The 18,528-nt window shown below is 62.6% G+C and carries 19 protein-coding genes; 6 read left to right on the plus strand and 13 right to left on the minus strand.

All coding sequences use genetic code 11. The features are described 5' to 3' along the window. Nucleotides 1-386: 386 nt before the first annotated feature. The 4 genes from MESCI_RS12280 to MESCI_RS12295 all read right to left on the minus strand — a co-directional run bounded on the left by MESCI_RS12280 (nt 387) and on the right by MESCI_RS12295 (nt 4,399). On the minus strand, nt 387-1,016 hold the full coding sequence (locus MESCI_RS12280; RefSeq protein WP_013530265.1) for an HAD family hydrolase: 630 nt from the start codon (nt 1,014-1,016) through the stop codon (nt 387-389). Beyond that, nucleotides 1,016-2,536, minus strand: coding sequence for an FGGY-family carbohydrate kinase (locus MESCI_RS12285; RefSeq protein ID WP_013530266.1), 1,521 nt, complete (start codon nt 2,534-2,536; stop codon nt 1,016-1,018). The genes MESCI_RS12280 and MESCI_RS12285 overlap by 1 nt, the downstream gene beginning before the upstream one ends. A 163-nt stretch (nt 2,537-2,699) precedes the next feature. Beyond that, entirely contained in the window at nt 2,700-3,500 is an 801-nt protein-coding gene (locus tag MESCI_RS12290) for a BtpA family protein (protein ID WP_013530267.1), read from the minus strand. Nucleotides 3,501-3,538: 38 nt separating this feature from the next. Further along, the gene (locus MESCI_RS12295; RefSeq protein WP_013530268.1) at nt 3,539-4,399 is read right to left on the minus strand and encodes a DeoR/GlpR family DNA-binding transcription regulator; all 861 of its coding nucleotides are present in this window, start codon (nt 4,397-4,399) and stop codon (nt 3,539-3,541) included. Nucleotides 4,400-4,565: 166 nt separating this feature from the next. Here MESCI_RS12295 and MESCI_RS12300 point away from each other — a divergent pair, with 166 nt between their 5' ends. From MESCI_RS12300 to MESCI_RS12325, 6 genes are all read left to right on the plus strand, one after another. Continuing rightward, nucleotides 4,566-5,366, plus strand: a complete 801-nt coding sequence (locus MESCI_RS12300) for an SDR family NAD(P)-dependent oxidoreductase (protein ID WP_013530269.1) — start codon at nt 4,566-4,568, stop codon at nt 5,364-5,366. Nucleotides 5,367-5,540: 174 nt separating this feature from the next. Continuing rightward, nucleotides 5,541-6,716: an ABC transporter ATP-binding protein gene (locus MESCI_RS12305; protein WP_013530270.1), complete on the plus strand. Its 1,176-nt coding sequence runs from the start codon at nt 5,541-5,543 to the stop codon at nt 6,714-6,716. 5 nt (nt 6,717-6,721) lie between these two features. After that, the gene (locus tag MESCI_RS12310; protein WP_032808731.1) at nt 6,722-7,543 is read left to right on the plus strand and encodes a carbohydrate ABC transporter permease; all 822 of its coding nucleotides are present in this window, start codon (nt 6,722-6,724) and stop codon (nt 7,541-7,543) included. A gap of 95 nt (nt 7,544-7,638) precedes the next feature. Next, nucleotides 7,639-8,934: an ABC transporter substrate-binding protein gene (locus tag MESCI_RS12315; RefSeq protein WP_013530272.1), complete on the plus strand. Its 1,296-nt coding sequence runs from the start codon at nt 7,639-7,641 to the stop codon at nt 8,932-8,934. 111 nt (nt 8,935-9,045) lie between these two features. Then, a complete protein-coding gene (locus MESCI_RS12320) occupies nt 9,046-9,960 on the plus strand; it encodes a carbohydrate ABC transporter permease (protein WP_013530273.1) in 915 nt (304 codons plus the stop codon). A 60-nt stretch (nt 9,961-10,020) separates the two neighbouring features. Continuing rightward, on the plus strand, nt 10,021-10,554 hold the full coding sequence (locus MESCI_RS12325) for a hypothetical protein (protein ID WP_013530274.1): 534 nt from the start codon (nt 10,021-10,023) through the stop codon (nt 10,552-10,554). A 44-nt stretch (nt 10,555-10,598) separates the two neighbouring features. Here the strand turns inward: MESCI_RS12325 and MESCI_RS12330 are convergent, their stop codons facing one another. The 9 genes from MESCI_RS12330 to cpaB all read right to left on the minus strand — a co-directional run bounded on the left by MESCI_RS12330 (nt 10,599) and on the right by cpaB (nt 18,515). After that, nucleotides 10,599-11,192, minus strand: coding sequence for a hypothetical protein (locus MESCI_RS12330; RefSeq protein ID WP_013530275.1), 594 nt, complete (start codon nt 11,190-11,192; stop codon nt 10,599-10,601). Continuing rightward, a complete protein-coding gene (locus MESCI_RS12335) occupies nt 11,189-11,779 on the minus strand; it encodes a L,D-transpeptidase (RefSeq protein WP_013530276.1) in 591 nt (196 codons plus the stop codon). The genes MESCI_RS12330 and MESCI_RS12335 overlap by 4 nt, the downstream gene beginning before the upstream one ends. After that, entirely contained in the window at nt 11,763-12,926 is a 1,164-nt protein-coding gene (locus MESCI_RS12340) for a CpaE/TadZ family protein (protein WP_013530277.1), read from the minus strand. Before MESCI_RS12340 ends, MESCI_RS12335 begins: the two co-directional genes overlap by 17 nt. Continuing rightward, complete coding sequence (locus MESCI_RS12345; RefSeq protein ID WP_013530278.1) at nt 12,923-13,558, minus strand: TadE/TadG family type IV pilus assembly protein; 636 nt, start codon at nt 13,556-13,558, stop codon at nt 12,923-12,925. The genes MESCI_RS12340 and MESCI_RS12345 overlap by 4 nt, the downstream gene beginning before the upstream one ends. 2 nt (nt 13,559-13,560) lie before the next feature. Beyond that, nucleotides 13,561-14,100 (minus strand): TadE/TadG family type IV pilus assembly protein, encoded by a 540-nt coding sequence (locus MESCI_RS12350; RefSeq protein WP_013530279.1) that lies wholly within the window; start codon nt 14,098-14,100, stop codon nt 13,561-13,563. A gap of 2 nt (nt 14,101-14,102) precedes the next feature. Continuing rightward, nucleotides 14,103-15,632 (minus strand): TadE/TadG family type IV pilus assembly protein, encoded by a 1,530-nt coding sequence (locus MESCI_RS12355; RefSeq protein WP_013530280.1) that lies wholly within the window; start codon nt 15,630-15,632, stop codon nt 14,103-14,105. Nucleotides 15,633-15,703: 71 nt separating this feature from the next. After that, nucleotides 15,704-15,994, minus strand: coding sequence for a hypothetical protein (locus MESCI_RS12360; protein ID WP_013530281.1), 291 nt, complete (start codon nt 15,992-15,994; stop codon nt 15,704-15,706). After that, nucleotides 15,981-17,426, minus strand: coding sequence for a type II and III secretion system protein family protein (locus MESCI_RS12365; protein ID WP_013530282.1), 1,446 nt, complete (start codon nt 17,424-17,426; stop codon nt 15,981-15,983). The genes MESCI_RS12360 and MESCI_RS12365 overlap by 14 nt, the downstream gene beginning before the upstream one ends. A gap of 54 nt (nt 17,427-17,480) precedes the next feature. Continuing rightward, nucleotides 17,481-18,515 (minus strand): Flp pilus assembly protein CpaB, encoded by a 1,035-nt coding sequence (cpaB, locus tag MESCI_RS12370; protein WP_013530283.1) that lies wholly within the window; start codon nt 18,513-18,515, stop codon nt 17,481-17,483. Between the last annotated feature and the right edge of the window lie 13 nt (nt 18,516-18,528).

Genomic DNA, 18,528 nt, shown 5'->3' on the forward strand with positions numbered 1-18,528 from the left:
TAAAGATACAAACTTGATCCTGAATGCCTAAAATTCAGCTTCGGCGCAAGAGGAATTCTGGCATTGGTCGGCGCGAGCCAATCATGCCGGATTAAAAAAATGCTGGAAAACAAATGGTTGAGAGGCATCATGGAGATGCGAGAAAATTTTCTCTGACCTATGCGAGAAACGGGATATGCAGCTTTTAACAACAAATATCCCGTCACTTGCGCAGACCGAGCGGCATGGACCGCTCGCTCGGCGAGACGCAAGGCGAATGCGGAACGAGCGGAACCCGGTCCAACGTTCGTCAGTTCCTGCCAAGGCATTCGCTTGGGACCAGCCGGCGGACGCCCGATCCTCCGGCTTGCCCAAGCGCGCACCCGGACGCGGCGACGCGCAAACCCTCAGCCGGGAAACAGGTCCAGGATCGACGACAGACGGTTGGCACTGAGATCGATGTCGCTGAGCGGGCCTCCGCTGGGGAGATAGCCAACCACGAACAGACCGGCGGCCCGTGCGGCCTTGGTGCCGGTGCGGCTGTCTTCCACAGCGACGACGGATCCCGGAGCTATGGCGAGCTGCCGGCAGGCCTCGCGATAGGGCGTTGGGTCGGGTTTGCCGACCGAAACGTCGTCGAGGCTGATTGTGAGCCTCATATGGTCGAGCACGCCGAGCGCATCGAGATTGGCATTGACGACTTGCCGGCCGGAATTTGACACGCAGACCTGCGGGATGCCGCGGTCAGCCAGGGTCCGGATCGTCTCGACCGCCTCGGGGATCGGGATGGCGTCCGCCCGGTTGGCGACGTAGTGGGCATTGATGGCGGCGAGCCACTCCGCCTGGTCAAGCCCGACTGGGAGGCGCGGACGCAGCATTGTCCAGACGTCGCCCATATGGATGCCGCGAAAGGCTTGGTCGGGCAGGTCGTCAAGATCGACGTTCCAGTTGCGGCAGCCGGCGAGGAGAGATTGATGATGCAACGGCTCGCTGTCGATCAGCGTTCCGTCGATGTCCCAGGCGACGGCGCGATACATCACGATGGCGATCCCGCTTTGGTCGCGCCAGGAGCCGATAGGCGTGCATAGAGATCGCGATAGCGGCGATAACCGTCGCGGTAGATGTCGGCCTTGCGCGGGTCGGGATCGAGCCGGTCGGCGAAGCTGACGAAACCGGAAACGCCCGACCAGTCGTCGGTCAGGCCGGTGCCGATCGCCGCCGTCCAGGCAGCGCCGATGCAAGAGCCGGGGTGCCCGGTCAGGCGTTGGACCGGCTTTTGCAAGACATCCGCGACAATCTGCATCCAGACCTTGCTGCTTGAGCCGCCGTCGGAGGCGAGATAGCGCTCGGTCCGATGGCCCATGTCGTTAAGCACCTCGACATGATGCGCGATGGCAAAGGCATAGGCCTCGAGCAAAGCGCGCCAGACATGGCCGATATCGTGCGAAAGCGTCAGGCCGTCGATCACGCCGCGGGCCGCTGGATCATGGATCGGCGTCTTCTCGCCAAGGAAATAGGGCAGGATGATGAGGCCGTCGGCACCGGCGGGACGCTCTGCCGCCAGCGCATCGAGCCGCTGGTGTACGGAAATACCCTCGGCCTGTGCCGCGGCCATCTCGCCGCCGGCGAAATTGCGTACGAACCAGTTGAGGGCGGAGCCGCCTGTCGACATGCAGCCATTGGGCATGAACAGGCCCGGCACCAGGTGATAATCGAGATACATGCGCGGATCGGGCTTGATCTGATCGGTAGCGATCAGGATATCGATCGAGCCGCCGAATTTCAGGAGGACATCGCCCGGCTTGGCGACGCCGGCGCCAAGCGCGGAGGCGATCATGTCGGCTGCACCGCCGACGACCGGTGTCCCCGCCATCAGGCCGGTCTCATCGGCGGCCTTCGCCGAAACGGAACCGAGGATCTCATGCGAGGCGATCTTTCGTGGCACGGCCGAGCGCGGTATGTGCGCGAGCGCCACCAGATCATCGTCGATCCGGTGCGTCGAAACATCGACGAAGCCGGCCTCCAGCGCCCAGTTCTGCTCGACCGCACGTTCGCCGGTGAGGCGCCAGTTGATATAATCGTAGGAGCCGAAAACGGTGGCGATGCGGCTGAACACCTCCGGCTCGTGACGCTCAATCCAGCGCAGCTTTGCGGTGACGAGCTGTTGGTTGATGCCGTTGCCGGCCTTGGCGATGAAAGCCGTCTCATCGCATTCGGTCCGCAGTTCGGCCACTTCGGCGCCACAGCGGCCGTCGCTCTGCTGGATGCTCGGCCGCAGCACTTCGCCCTTCTCGTTCAGAAGAACGACCGCCGGCAGCATGCCGGTGGTGCCGACCGCCACGATTTCCTCGGCCTTGATGCCGCTGGTCCTGAGCAACGCCTGCACGATGTCGCGGACATTGGTCCACCATTGCGCGGGATCTTCCTCGGCCCAGCCCGCATGCTCGGAGTGCAGCGTGACGGGGCGCGAGGCGAGGCCCAGCACCTGATCGGGAAGCCGGATCAGGATGCCGATCGTCGAGGTGGTGCCGATATCGAGACCGAGAACGAACGCCATGTCGAATCCATTGAAATGCTGGGAAGGGCAGGCGGGCGAAACCTGTCTGCCTCGTTGTGTCGCACTGCTCGATACCAGTCGATCATTCCGGACGCCGGCCTGCAACGATCGATATGATCACCGCGAGCCGGCGCGATGGCCGGCATCGCCGTGGAAGCCGTCCTCAGCGCAAAGTGGCGACAACATCCATGAAGCGCTTGACCCGATCGCCGTCGACGGCGTTCCAGGTATTGCCACCGATCTTGAAATGGGTCCCGATCACGACGCCGCTCGCCAGCGAAAGGACGTCGCGGACATTGTCGATGTTCACGCCGGTGTTGGCGAAGACCGGCACGTCCTTGATCGTCTCGCAGACGCTGCGCAGGTGGGACTGGTCGGCCGGCTGGCCGGTGATCGGACCGGAGACGAGGATCGCGTCTGCCATTGACGAGAACACCGCGCTCTTGGCACGCAATTCAATCGGGCGCTGGTCGAGCGAGTGTGCGAACTCGGCATTGATGTTGAAGAGAAGCTTCATGTCGTCGCGACCAAGGTTGTGCCGCAGGCGCGAGGCGGCGGCGCAATCGGGCTCCCACAAGCCCATATCGGAAGCGAACAGGCCGGTGAAGATCTCGCGCACGAAACGGGCTCCGGTGGCGGCTCCGATCGCGACGCTGGCAGTCGGATCCCAGAGATAGTTGACGCCAAACGGCACTTTCAGCTCGGGCTTCACCGCCTGGACGATGGCAGTCATGGCGGCAATGCCCTCGGGCGGCGCCTTGAAGACATAGGGGCGGTCGTTCTCGTTGCCGAACATGATGGCATCGACGCCGCCGTTCTGCAGCTTGCGGATGTCGGAGAGTACGCCATCGATCAGCTTGTCGAGGCCGCCATCGGCATCATAGAGGGGCGTTCCCGGCAGGGCACCGATATGTGCCATCGAGATGACAGCCTTCTTCTTGTCGCCGAAAAATTCAAATACCATCGAGTCTTCTCCTTGGGGATAAAGTGAAATGGCGCGCCTCAGTCGCGCGTCAGTGGCGGCGCGATGCGCAGGTCGACCTTGGCCGCGGCGAGCGCCGCGACGATCTTGGCCGGCGGCTCGGCATCGGTGATGAGGATGTCGATGTCCGACAGTGGCGCTATCCGCACCAGCGACATGCGCAGGAATTTGGCGGAATCGCACAGGACGATCTTGGTGCCTGACCGCCTCAGATAGGCGCGCTTCATATCGGTATCATCGAAGGAATAATCGAAGAGGCCGTCCGCTGTGATACCGGAGACGCCGATCACGGCGACATCGAACCACAGCGCCTCGAACTGGGCGATGGCCGCAGGCCCGCCGGTCGACATCTCGTCGGCCCGTACGCGGCCGCCGGCAACATAGACTTCGGGCACACCGCCATTCAGCGCCGCCGCGATCCTGAGGCTGTTGGTGAACACCTTGGCGTGCGGAAGGTCCCTGAGGTGCTCGGCCATCAGATAGGTGGTGGTGCCGACATCCAAAGCGATCGTGCGGTATCCCGAAACCAGCGCGGCCGCGGCCGCGGCAATCGCGGCCTTCGGGTCGCGGCGCTGGCGCAAGCGCGAATCGAAACTCGGCTCTTCGCTGTCCATGGCGACCAGCGGCGGGTTGTCGGCCTCGATCGCGCCGCCATGGATTCGGACCAGCCTACCCTCGCGTTCCAGTTCGACGAGATCGCGGCGGATCGTCATGTCGGAAACGGCAAGTTCGGCCGCTGCCGCGGCGACGGTGAGCGACCCCGTCCGGCGCAGCAAAGCCAGGATGCGTGCCTGCCGGTCGTGCGCGAGAAGGCGCTGACGATCGGCGTCGCGCGGTGCGCCATGCGGCGATGTCTCAGGAAGGGTGGTGTCGTCTGCCATCGATGTATCCGGTGGGTAAGCCGCCGACGAAGCGGTCTGCTGATCTTCACACTACCGCATGATCAAACATTTTCAAACAAAAATATGTTTGCAGTGTTCGATTTTATTGGTATGCATCTCGATATCAACAAAATGCGTTTCGCCAACAAGCAGAGAGAATACGACCATGCCGGCTGTCTCCGTCACGCCTCCCGTGCTTGCCGAACTCGCGGGCAAGCGAGCCTTCGTGACGGGCGGTGGCGCGGGGATCGGCCGGGCGATCGCGACCGCCCTGACGCGGCAGGGCGTCGCCGTGGCGATCGGCGATCTGGATCCCAAGGCGGCACGTCAGGCGGCTGAGGAAATTGGTGGCGGTGCCGCCGCCGTCACGGTCGATGTCCGCCGCCGCGATTCCGTCGAGGCGGCCTTTGCCACCGTACTGGAAGCGCTTGGCGGCTGCGATATCCTGATCGCCAATGCCGGCGTGTCCACCATGCAGCACGCGCTCGATCTGACCGATGAGGAGTGGGACTTCAACTTTTCGGTCAATGCGCGCGGTGTATTCCTGGTAAATCAGATCGCTGGACGGCATTTTGTCAAGCAGGGCACGGGCTGCATCGTCAACACCGCCTCGCTTGCCGCGAAGGTCGGTGCGCCGCTCCTGGCGCATTATTCGGCATCCAAGTTCGCCGTGCTCGGCTGGACGCAGGCCTTTGCCCGCGAGCTCGCGCCCAAGGGGATACGCGTCAATGCCGTCTGTCCCGGGTTCGTCAAGACCGGCATGCAGTCGCGCGAAGTCGAATGGGAGGCGCATCTGCGGCAAGTCACGCCCGAACGGGTGGTCGCCGACTATATCGCGCAGACGCCGCTCGGCCGGCTCGAGCTGCCGGAGGATGTCGCCGACGTCGTCGTGTTCCTCTGCTCGGATCAAGCCCGCTTCATGACCGGCCAGGGCGTCAACGTGACCGGCGGCGTCTACATGACCTGACGGCTTTCGGCGGCTGTAGCCGGATGCTGATGCGGGCACGCGCCTATCCAAAAAAGTGAACACATATGATCAGAAGTTAGGCTTTTAATGTTATATTTTGTTCTCTAAGATGACCGTTCGCTCGACTTCGGCCTTCGGCGTCAGCCGGGTCAGACGGGTTCATGAGGAAAGTCTATGGCGTCTATCGAGCTCGATCGCGTTTCCAAGCTCTACGGCAATGGCAATTACGGGGTGCATGAGGTCGATCTCACCATTCCCGATGGTGAATTCGTGATCTTTCTCGGTCCGTCGGGATGCGGCAAGTCGACGACGCTGCGGATGATTGCCGGCCTGGAGAGTATCTCCTCCGGCGATCTTCGCATCGGTGGCAAGAGCGTCGCCAATGTCGCGCCGCGCGACCGAAACGTCGCCGTGGTGTTCCAGAGCTACGCGCTCTATCCGCACATGTCGGTGCGGCAGAATATGGCCTTCGGGCTGAAGATGCGCGGCACCGACGCGGCGGTCATCGATGCCAAGATTGCAGACGCCGCTAACCTGCTCGGTCTGCAGAACCTTCTCGGCCGCAAGCCGGCAGCGCTTTCGGGTGGCCAGCGGCAGCGTGTCGCGCTCGGCCGGGCGATCGTTCGCGAACCGGCGGCCTTCCTGCTTGACGAACCGCTGTCCAATCTCGATGCGCAACTGCGTGCCGAGATGCGGCTCGAACTCGTGAAGCTGCACCGGCGCCTCGGCCGCACCATCGTCCATGTCACCCACGACCAGGTCGAGGCGATGACCATGGGCGATCGCATATGCATCATGCGCGATGGTCGCCTGATTCAGGCCGGCCGGCCGCTTGAAGTCTATGCCGACCCGGTCAACACCTTCGTCGCACGCTTCCTGGCGACGCCGCCGATGAACCTCATTCCGGCCACGCTTCAGGCCGCACCTGGCGAAGGGCTCTCCGTCCTGACCGACAGCGGTGCCGTGCTTGCCGTCCCCGCCCGCCACCGCAACGCTTATGGCGAGCGTGCCGGGCGCCGCGTCATTCTGGGCGTGCGAGCCGAGGATTTCCACGAAAGCCCCGACAAGCCGGACTGGCAGAAGATTGCCGTACGGGTCGTGGCCGTCGAGGCTCTCGGCGCCGAGAACGTCCTGATCGGCCAGATTGCCGGTCACGCCACCGGCAGGGATGATGCTCACCCCGCGGGGGGCGACAAGCCGTTGGAGATCGCCGCCCGCCTCAGCCGTTATTTCACGGCGCCCGTCGGCTCGATGGTCGAACTCTACATCGACCCGCTGCCGATGCACCTCTTTGATCCCGAAACCGAACTGGTCATCGCGCGGCCGAGCCTCATGGGGGCCACGCGATGACCAGCATGGACAGAAACGAACGGCCGGCCTTTCGTCGCCGCTTCGGCTTGCATTTCGGGCTGATTGTCGTCTGCGCCATCGTGCTGCTGCCACCGCTCTGGGTGCTGCGGACAAGCTTCGTCCCCGAGCAGTTGTCCTACAGCAACGAGCTGATGCCGGCCTTTACGACGGACAATTATTCGGCGCTGCTGTCGAGCCGCTTCGGTCAGTCCTACCTCAACAGCCTGATCGTCGCGCTCGGCTCGGTTCTGCTCGCATTGCCTTTTGCCGCCACCACCGGCTATGCCTTCGCCCGCTTCCGCACGGGCGGTCGTTGGGCGCGTTTTGCCGTTCTGGCGACGCAGATGTTGCCGCCCGTGGCGCTGGTGCTGCCGACCTTCACGCTGTTCCGAAGCCTGGAGCTCAGCAATTCGCTGACGGGGCTGATCATCGTCTATGCCGCGCTCAACCTGCCTTTCCTGACCTGGATCCTGATGGGCTTCTTCGAGGGCATTCCAGTCGATCTGGAATGGGCGGCGATGACCGACGGCGCGACCGCCTGGGGCGCCTTCTGGCGTATTGTCCTGCCGGTGTCGATGCCCGGTATCGCGGCCGCCGGCGTGCTCGGCTTCATCCTGGCGTGGAATGAGTTTTTGTTTGCCCTGGTTTTGAGCGGGCCGAAGACGGCAACCATACCGGTTGCGCTTGCGGCGTTGCAGACCTCGAACGGCGTCCAGATCGCCAAGGTTTCTGCCGGCGTCGTCCTTGCCATCCTGCCGCTGGTCGTGGCTTCCCGCTTCATCCAGCGTTTCATCGTCCAGGGCTTGACGTTCGGCAGCGTGAAATAGGCCGGCCGCTCCGAGAGCCGACATGGCTCGCTAGCCGGTTATGAAATCGTGGCGGGATCACCGCCGCGTCCAGAGGGAAAGAGGAGTAGAGAGTTATGACTTGGAACAAGCAGACCTTGATCAAAATGCTGATGACGGCCGTGAGCGGGGCAGCTGTTGTCGGCGCATCGCTTCCGGCCAGGGCGGCTGAGCCCATCACCTTGCACGCCTTGATGGAGGACGTGCCGGAAACCAAGATCATTGAAGCGCTGTTGCCCGAATTCGAGAAGCAGACCGGCATCAAGGTCGAGTTTGAGAAGATCGGCTATCCTGACATGCACGACAAGCTGGTGTCGCAGTTGACCGCGCCGCAGAGCTACTACAATGTGCTCGAGGTCGACTTCCTGTGGGCCGGCGAATTTCCGGCGGCCGGCTGGCTGGCCGACCTGAAACCCTTCGTCGAGAAATCCAAATACGATCTGAGCCCCTTCATTCCCTCGACGCTTGATCTGCTCGGCCGAACCGAGGACCAGCTTTTCCTGGTGCCCATGTACAACTACTCGATGGGCCTCCTCTACCGGAAGGACCTGATCGGCGATGAGAAGCTCAAGGCCGCCTACAAGACGGCAACCGGCAAGGAGCTCGCTTTGCCGACGACGCTCGAAGATTATGTGGCGATTTCCAAATTCATGAAGGCCAATGCCGGCGTCGCCGGAGCCGCGATGCAGGGCCAGCGCGGCGATCCCAACAGCATGGAATTCTCCAACTATCTGTTCTCCGCCGGCGGCAGCTATCTCAATGCCGACGGCAAGGCGAGCCTCGACACGGCAGAGGCCAAGAAGGCGCTCGATCTCTATGTCGACAATATCCAGCACGGCGCCCAGCAAGGTGCCGTGTCGGCGACGCTCGACGACACCATGCGTCTGATGTGCAGCGGTTCCGCCTTCAGCATGGTCACCTATTGGTGGATGCTGCCGCAGATGGACGATGCCGTGAAGTGTCCGACGGTCGCCGGCAAGGTCGGCCTGTCGGTGATGCCGGGCGGCCATGGCGAGAGCGGCGGCTGGGGCTGGGGCATTCCCAAGAACACGTCGCCGGAAGAGCAGGAAGCCGCCTGGACCTTCATCCAGTGGGTGCAGAGCAAGGATGTTTCGGTGAAGCGCGCGCTCGAGGGCCACGCGCCCGTGCGCAGCGATGTCTATGCCGATGCGGCGGTGCTGGCGAAATATCCCTTCTACAAGACCGCCCAGGATGTGGTGGCGACCGGCAAGTCGTTCCCGATCTTCACCTATTCGGCGCAATACGAGGATCTGCTCGGTACCCAGCTTTCGCTGGCGGCTGGCGGCCAGGCGACATCGGACGCGGCGCTGAAGGCGGCTTCCGACGGCCTGCAGGGGCTCCTCGACAAATAGCGGTCCGGCTCGGCAAGGAGACCCGGCGCGGCGATGTCAGCCGCGCCGGATTTTCCAGACCCCGGATCTTGACGAGATCAGCAACGCCACCCCGACCAAGGCTCGGCCACGATGCACAATGCGATCAAAAAAGGATGGGCTGCCCGTGGCCGCGAGTGGCGGACCGGCTGGGCCTTTGCCTTGCCCGGCCTGCTGCTGCTGGCGATCGTGATGGGCTTTCCCCTGGCCTATGCCTGCATCCTCTCGATCTCCTCGATGACCTTGATCAAGCCGCAGCTCCTGCCGCTTGTCGGGTTCAAGAATTTCGCCTCGATGATCGGCGATGAGCTGTTCTGGAACGCGCTCTGGCTCACCGTGCGCTATTCGGCGGTGACCGTGGTCGGCGAATTCGTGATCGGGCTCGGCATTGCCCTGATGCTCAACCGGACGGTCCGGATGAAGCCGGTCTATTTCGCGGTTCTGACCATTCCCATGGCGATGTCGCCGATCAGCGTCGCCCTGATCTGGCGCATGCTGCTCCAGCCCAATCTCGGCATCGCCAATCATCTCATGGAGATATCAGGCCTGCCGCGCCTCGACTGGCTAGGCACGCCAGGCATGGCACTCTGGACGATGGCGGCGATCGACATCTGGCAGCAAATGTCCTTCGTCGTGCTGATCCTCGCCGCGGGGCTCGCCGCTTTGCCGCGCGATCCCTATGAGGCTGCTGAAGTGGACGGCGCGCGCGGCTGGCAGCAATTCCTCTACATCACGCTGCCGATGCTCCGGCCGGTTGCGGCGATCACCATCATCATCCAGCTGATCAACGAGTTCCGGACCTACGATCTGCCCTATGTCCTGACCAAGGGCGGGCCGGGCAACGCGACCGAGGTGCTGAGCTTCTTTGCCTATCGCCGCGCCTTTCTCGGCCTTTCGCTCAACGAAGGCGCGGCAGCCGCGTTCGTGCTGCTGCTGATCGTCCTTCTGCTCACCGTGATCTTCTTCGCCGTCCTCGAACGCTCGCAATCGGGAGAGGGCCGGAAGTAGGGCTGTTAAGCCTTGAGCAATCTATGCGGTCTATCCTGGCCTGCAGATTGTCGAGGGAACATGAAACGCCAGCCGCTTCTGCTTTTCGCCTTTCCGTTTCTCATTCTGGCGGTCCTGGCAGGGGAGCGCATGGCGACCTTGTTGCTGGGCATCTATCCAGCCAGCCCCACCGCATGGTGGCTATGGCTTGAACTGCGCCCTCTGTCGACGGTGCTTTGGCAGCAGGTGGATGTCTGGCTGGGCGGTTCCATGGCTTTCGAAGCCGCTATCCTTGCCGCCGCATCGATCGTCTGCTGGATGGCGTGCCACGCCAAGCGGTCGGCTTTCTTCTTCCTCGCCAACCATATCGCCCTGATTTTCGCCGGGCTGATGATCGCGGTCGGCAGCCATTCGGAAACGGCAAGCACGATTGCCGAATTCACGTCGCCCAAGGGTCTTCCCTATTCGCTGGCCGTCGATTTCACCTTCAAGAACAGCTTGGTGCTGCTTTTGGGCTTCGTGGCCTGTGCCTACTGCCACATCGCCTTTCTCACCGAGGCGCGGGAGCGGTCCGTCCGGGCCATCCGCATCCTGGCGCTGCAGCGCGATCTCTAGATCATTCGCCACTTACACCTTGCACGATCCGGGCTCTGCCGGGTCTAGTTGATCCGGCGGTAATAGACCTTGCCGTCGGGCTGCTGGATGCGCTGGTAATTGGAGCTGGGAGCAGGGGGCGACGCCGATGCGATTCTCCTCCTGGGTGCGGGCGCTTCGATGACGCCGGGTTCGCTCGCGCTCTCGCCGCCGAGGGCTTCGGGCGCTTGCGCCAGCGTGCTGGTGGCGATTTCGGACGGTTCTTCCACGCCCGGCATGGCCTCGCCGCCGGCGACCGGCATAGTCTGCCCAAGCCGGGCAATGCTGGCATCGATCTCGTTGAAGCTGCCTTGCAACTGGCTGTCCAGTTTCTCGAACCGGCTCTGAAAACCGTTGTTGACCGTGTCGAGCCGGGCTGCGATCCGCTGCTCGAATGCGCCGAGCTGCTCCAGCCGCGCCTCGACGAAACGCAGGTCGCTCATGCCCCGATAGAGATAGACCGCGGCCGCCATGTTGACTGCGGTGATCAGAAGCGCGCCGCCGGCGACGATGACGGCGATCGTCTTTGCCTTGCTGGGTTTCCCGGCGGCAGCCGGTTCGCGCTGTTCCTGGTTTCCGATATCGATCGCCGGCATGTCCGGTTCGCTGATCATCGTCATTGGACCACCACCTTTGCGCCGACCGCGACGCGTTTGAAAAGATCGATCACATCCGTGTTGGTGAGGCGAAAACAGCCCGATGTCCCGTCGAAGCCGACACCCGACGGGTCGTTGGTGCCGTGTATGCGGTAGAGCGTGTCGCGCCCGTCCCGCGACAGGTAGAGCGCCCTTGCGCCGAGCGGGTTGTAGGGGCCGGCGGGCACCATTTTCGGCAGCTCCGGCTGGCGCGCGCGCATTTCCTGCGGCGGGCGCCACTCCGGCCATTCGGTCTTCGCCCCCACCTTGACGATGCCGGTCCAGCCGAACCCGTCGCGCCCGACGCTGATCTGGTAGCGCAGCGCCTGGCCCTGGCGGGTCACCAGGTAAAGCGCCTTCTCGTCCTTGCGGATGATGATCGTTCCCGGCTGCTCGGCCGTTCTAAAGGTAACGGCCTTGCGCAGGCTGGGTCCCATCGCCGGCAGCGGCGGCCGCTCCGAAAGTGCTGATCGCGCCTCGGCGAAGCCGTGGACGGACAGCGCCAGCGCCATGCCGAGCACGCAGGCGCCGGCGAGCTTTGGGGCGATCCGGTATCTATCGGGCAGCGTCATCGAGCCGCTCTTTGAACATCCGCTTCAGATCCTTGTTGAAGCGCGCCCGCCCATCCACTTCGGAAGGCGGGATGGCCCTGTTCAGCGCATCGGTCAGAAGCGCATTGTCCAGCGCGACCGACTTGATGTGCGGCGCCTTGAAGATCTTTTCGAGCTCGCTGCGCGAAAAATGGTTCCCGAACCATTTGCGCTTGTGCTTGTTGGCGACCAGCGTGATGCTGACCGCATTGCCGCGCAGCTCGCGGATCTTCTTGTAGAGCCGCTTGCCTTGCCGCAGCGAAGCGACATTGAGTTCGAACACGATGAAGATCTCGTCGCTCGTCGACAGCACGGAATTGTGCCAGGGCGTTTCCAGATTGGGCAGGTCGATGACGATGTCGTCGAAGCGGTAGGCGACGAGGTCGAGCAGCCGGAAGACGAAATCGCTGCCATGCGGCTCGAACGGCAGTTGCGGCCGCTCGAATGCGTAGAGGGTGAGGCCGGACGGGCGCGACAGCTTGATGACGTCCATCAGCTCGACATCGAGCCGCTCCGGCTGGCCGATGATGCCGGCAAGGTCGAACTGGTTGAACAGATTGAGATAGGCGCCGCAATTGGCGCTCTGGAAATCCAGGTCCACGAGACAGGTGGACGCCGCGCGCTCGCCCGATTTCGACGCCAGGAATTCGGCCGCCGACAGCGCCAGCGTCGTGGCGCCGGCGCCGCCGCTGGCGCTGATGAAGGTGATGATCCGGCTTTTCGTTCCCTGGTTGCCGGTGTCGTGGAAGGTCACCGCATTGAGCAGCTCCTTGCCGTCGAGCGGCTTGTGCAGCCAGTCCGAGGCGTTCATGCGCACCAAAACGCGCGTCTGCTCCGAGCTCAGCTCGTCGGAAACCGCGATCAGCGGCACGCTGGCCCACAGCGCGCGCGCCTCGACGATGCCCGGCCTGCCGAGCAGCTCGCCATTGCCGAGATCGAGGATGACGATGCCCGGGCGCGTGTCGGCCGGCGGCCCCTTGAGGAAGTCGCTCGTCTCGGAGACCCTGACGTCATAGATCGCCAGCGCATCGAGCCGCGTCGCCACATCGCGCTTGAAATTCGGATCCGACGAAAACAGCGCCACCTGCTTGCGCTTGGTCGGCGTAACCTTGGTGTTGATGGCGTTCATGGCGCGGTGCTCTTCAAATCTTCGCCCGTGACGGTGCTGAGCATGGAGGGCATGGTGATGTTTCCGAATCCGAGCAGTCCGCCCAGAAAGAAGAAATTGAAGGTCAAATTCTGCAGGCTGACGGTTATTGTCGGAACAGGTCCGCCCAGACGGGTCTGGTAGCCCAAGCCGGTGGCGCTGTAGGTAATCACCACGTTGTCGCGGTGCAGCCCGGGAAAGAAGTGGCACATGCCAACTCGCTGGTCTGTGCCCGCCGCTGGACAGGCGTTATCGTTGGTGTTTGCCGTGTCGCCGCGGAAGATGCGGCTGAAGTTAGCGGCATTGAATGCGCCGGCATTGCTGCACGCTCCTGCGCTGCCGGTGTATTTGCAGACGAAGGGTCCATAGGCGGCAGCTACGACCGGAGCGCCCGGTGTCGTCGTCGGTCCGGCTCCCGTAAGTGCGGTGGCAACTGGATCGGAAATGGAGGCCAGACGTGCGCCGAGTTGCACGGCCTTGGTGGCGGCGTTCCATTGATACAACGCATAACCGAAATCGACGAAGCCGAGCACAAGGGTAAACAGCAGCGTCGATACGATGGCCATCTCCACCATCGTCGCACCGTCCTCGGATTTTGCGAAGTCCCTGATCATGATCAGAACCGGATTAACCGCTCCTCGTGAAGGCCGCCGAGGATAATCGGGCCGATGCCGATGATGGAGAGCATCCCGATCCCAGTGTATGGGTAGGTGCCGACCGCGCGGACGACGCAGACTTGTGCCGTGGTGGAGCGATACTTGGTCACGCCGGCCACCACGGCCTCTTGGCAGGTGTTGTTCATGGTCACCGTGACATCCGCTGTCCGCCAGCCACTGATACGCGGAACGTCTGGAACGCCTGACACTCCCACTGCCGTCTTCCCAAACACCGCGATGTTTGTGGCTACGCCCGCACAGTCGATCGCCGCGAGCCCAGCATCGGTATACAACTTACTGTTGCAGCGCGCGGCAAAGCGGGCACCATCCGTAAGCCCAGCCTCCATCAGCAGCTTGTCGTGGATCAAATTGCCGAACTCGAACACGCCCGCCGACAACATCAGCATCAGCGGCGCGATCAGCGCCATTTCGACGAGCGCTGTGCCGCGCCCATCGCGTTGAAATCTATTGAGATGATGGCCTAGCGTTGCGATCATCATCGTCACCGGTAAAGCTGGGCTTCGTCGCGGAGGAAATTATCAAGCGTTTTCTGACCGTCGTGACCAGTGATGTCGACCAGTTCAACCATCACGGAAGCATCATCCGACGCTGACATGACCGGTTCCGTAAGGAAGAAGCTGCCGAAGGCTTCGACCGGCAGATCGGTGCTATGCCCGGACAAATCCTTGCCTGCAGCTTCGAGTGCATTGCAGTTCAGGATTGCACCATAGAGCAGACGCCGGTCCACCGATGTGACAGGTGGTTGGCAACCAGCCGACGGTGTTCCGAGCTCTCCACCTGTCGACGCGGTGCCCACTAACCCGGCTGATATCTCGTAACGGTAAACCTCATAGCGCGTCGGTTTGGTCGTATCCCATGAAGATGGATGGGCAGCGGAACCGAAGTTGGTGCTCCAATAGCCGGCGAAATCCCAATTTCCGTCGCCCATACGGCCCCCCTGATAGGGAGTTGTCGCATCGCGCGGAAGGCCCTTTGTTCCAGCCTCCGTGAACGAAAGCTGGTTCATGGCAGGGCATTGGTTTACGCTGCCTTTGACCTGTTTTGCCCCTTTTCGGACATTCGCGGAAGGACCGTATTCGGGGCTATTGAAGGTGCCGCCGGCTCCAATCCCAAAACGAACGTTGAAGGCGTCCTGCACCGGACCGGCGTTCTGACCGGTCTTCGTCGAGACGCTTGCAGAATTGTAGCAGCCAATAGGCTTTGACGTCGCAATGGTTTGAGCCAGAGCTTGGGCACCATTTCCCACACCTGCCGGAGGCTCGAGAAAGCCGAAGTTACCGGGACCGGCGGCAGCTCCGCTACCGACTTTCCTCAGTTCGATCAACCGACGATGGACATCTGGATTAGAAACGGCCTGCGCCAGTGTGTATCCGCCCGCCGAATTGGTCCCGTTCACCATCTCATAAGGGTTGCACATGAAGACAGGCGTGAAATCGCAGACGCCCGAGGTGAAGCCCGCCACGGCGACTGCCCCTACGTTAAAGCTGTTGCTGGCGCCGGACGACAAAAAGGAAGCCGGGAAGATTGCATCAAAGCCTGTGGGCGTGACAGTCACTTGGATGAACCGTGTTTGCCCTTCCCCCACGGCGGGATCGGCGTCCGCGAGATAAGTTGCCTGGTTGGCTACTGTTATCTGAATGCCGTCCGCGGCAGGGATAGCTTTCAGAAAGCACCATGAGATACTTCCGGCACTATTGCATCGCTGTGTGCCTCCCGGTTGGCCGGCCAATAGGATTCTTGGGCCTGCTGTCGAGAACTGGCTCTCATTGCGAACAAGCACGTCCATTGCGCGTTCAGCCCTCACCCAGGCCCCGCTGCTTCCGTCTAGCTCGGCCGCCGCTGCAAGTGCAAAGCTGTCGGCGCCCTTCTGTAAATCATTGTGCAGATTGTTGATCCGGCTCATGTCGATGGCCAATAGGGAAAAGCCAATGATTGCCGGCAGCGTGATGCTGACGAGGATCAGCGCTATTCCTCTCTGATCGTTCCAGAAGGCACGAATGGTCCCCAACATGACCTTACTCTCTGCTTTCTTGCGCCAGAGCCCCTCGCATGCCCGACGCCCTCCGCATCCTTCCGTTCAGTTCACTGCGTCACACCCGACCCGCCGACATTGACCGTGATGGCTGGTGGCGGCGGCGGTGGCGGTGGATATTTGTAGGCTTGGGCAACAGCCGCGGCGCGCGTGCCGTCGCCTTCGATATGTGTATTCCTGGAAGCCGGGTTGAGCGGATCGACCGTCTGCAGCATCGAATTGAATTTCTGCGTATCGCCGGCCGCCAGGGTCACCGAGTCGTAATGGTTCAGATAGTCCGCGGCGCAGCCCGACAACGCGCTGGCGCACAGAATGAGGATCAAGGCGCTATTTCTTGACATAGAGCATCTTGTCCTTCGATTTGAAGTCGAGCATGTGGCCATAGGGGCCGGTGACGCCTTCGCCGGTTTCATATTTGCGGACCATGTCCTTGGTCACTTCCAACTGGCCGAGCACGAAGAATTCCGGATCGTTGGCGGGCCGTGTCTTGTCGAACGGTGTCGCCAACTGCTCCCCAGGCTTCACCGGCCGCACGATATGCGGCGTGACGATGACGACCAGCTCGGTTTCTTCCTTCTGGTTGCTCGAACTGCGAAAGAGCGTCCCGATCACAGGCACCTGGCCGAGCCATGGCACCTGGTCCTGGAGCTTGGTGGTCTTGCTGGACAGAAGCCCGCCGACGGCGAAGCTCTGGCCATCGCGCAATTCAACGACGGTCGCCAGCTTGCGGTTGGTGAAGATCGGGTCGCCGGCGGTGGTGAAGCCCGTCAGGTCGCTGACTTCCGGCGCCAGGTTCATATGAATCTTGCCGTCGTCGAGTACGACCGGCGTGAACAGTAGATTGACGCCGAATTGCTTGTACACGATGCTTATCTCGCCATCTTTGTCGAGAGTGCGGATAGGCACTTCCCCGCCGGCGTTGAAGCTGGCCTGCTCGCCGGAAAGCGTGGTGAGGTTGGGGTTCGCGAGCGTGCGCACCGCGCCTTTGGACTCGAGCGCCTCTATGATCAGGTCGACCTTGATGTTGCTGTCGATGACGCGCGTGATCAGCGCTCCGAAGGGAGCCGAGTTGGACAGGAGGCCGCTGAGCAGACCGCCCGGTCCGAGCACGACGCCGTCCTCGTCGACCGCAGCGACACCGGTACCGGTACGTGTTGTGCCATCGCCGTTCCTGCTCTTGATCGATACGCCGAGATCGCGGCCGGTGTTGCGCTTGGCTTCCAGCACGCGCACTTCCAAATTGACCTGCTGGCTGTCGTCTACGATGACCGAGTTGATGACGGCGTCGGGGCCATATTGCTGCGCAACGGCCATGATCGCCGCCAGCGTGGCGCCGTCTTTCACATGGCCGCCAAGCCTGACCCTGCCGTTGACCGAGCCCACTTCGATGCGCGACTTTGGCGCGACCTGGCGGATCGCCTGCGCCATGTCACTGACATCGACGCCGACCTCGATCTGGAGTGCGCCGAGCGAGCGCTTATCCGTGGAAAATAGATTGACCGTGGTGGTGCCGGCGCCCTTGCCAATGACATAGAGCGTCCGGTCGGTCATCGGCTGGGCGTCGGCGATCTTCTCGTCGCCGACGACGATGTCACCCAGATTGGCACTCACCTGGATCGTCACCGATTGCGACATGGGCAGGAAAATACGATGGACTGCAGGGGTCGAGACGTCGATGAAACGGTCGGCCGCATCAACCGCCAGGCTCGACAGCAACAGCGCCGCCAGACACGACAACGCGGTCGTCACTATCCCTAACCAAGAACCCCGCATCCCCGTCTCCCAATTTACTGCCGATGGCAGCACCGTTTTATTAGCCGCACCTTATCATGGTTGTCGCGGCACGTCATATGTCTCGAGCTTCACGCCCCGAAAAACGCCTATTGTCGCCCGTGCCGGAGGTTCCGGCTGCACGTACCTGACCACTTCCTTGAGGACTTCCTTCGTCTCCGGTGCCGCGACAGGAACCGGTTTAGCCCGGCCCAGTTCGTCGAGACGGCTTCCCACTTTTTCCACGGCCTGGGTCAACCCGGCAATCTTGTCCTCGGCGCGCTTGCGCTCGGCGGCAGCCTCCGCTTCGGCCGCTGCCTTCCTGTCGAGCTCCGCCTGCCTGGCGGCGACATCGGCCGGCGTTTCGCCGGTCAGGTCGGAAAGCGTCACCCGCTCGGTCGTTTCGCCCTTGCTGGCGGCGGCCTGGCGCAGCGCCAGCGACAATTGGCCGGCCCCTGCCGCCAGTGTCAGCTTCTGCGCGTCCCTGGTGCTGGCCTCGAGCGTCACCGACTTCACCACCGTCGGGCTATCCTTGCTTTCGTCGGCCACCTGGTCGATGGCGAGCACCTTCATGCTCTGCAGCAGCACGTCGACAAAACTCTTGTCCGCGCCATCGTCGCCGCGCGCCGTGCGGGTGAGTAGAATATCGACCCGATCGCCCGGGAAAACGAAGCCGGCGACGCCGAGCACGTCGTTGACGCGGATGGACACGGCCTTCATGCCCTCGCCGAGCACCGCCGAAAGCGTGGCGCGCTGGCCGGGGCCGGTAATTTTCGTAGCAAGAATCGGCTCATTGACGCCGATCGATTGCAGTGCTTGCTTGGCACCGTCGCCAGCTAACAGGTCTTTTGTTGACTTGAATGCCCCGGCTGGAACCGCGCCCGCCGGCCATGCGACTTCGCGCAGCTTATCTGCGCTCAGAGCGTCACCGAACTTCAGCGGCATTGCCGCAACCACGACCGTGCTGCCCTGGACCACGCCCGTTTGCGCCATGGCGCTACGCTGGCCGGCCAGCCAGATATTGACCAGCACAACGGCCAGAACGCCGAACACGCCGGCGAGAACGATCATGATAAGCGTATTGGCGCGCATGTCCCAAGCCCCA

Origin of the sequence: Mesorhizobium ciceri biovar biserrulae WSM1271 (assembly GCF_000185905.1) — a bacterium.
Taxonomy (GTDB): domain Bacteria; phylum Pseudomonadota; class Alphaproteobacteria; order Rhizobiales; family Rhizobiaceae; genus Mesorhizobium; species Mesorhizobium ciceri.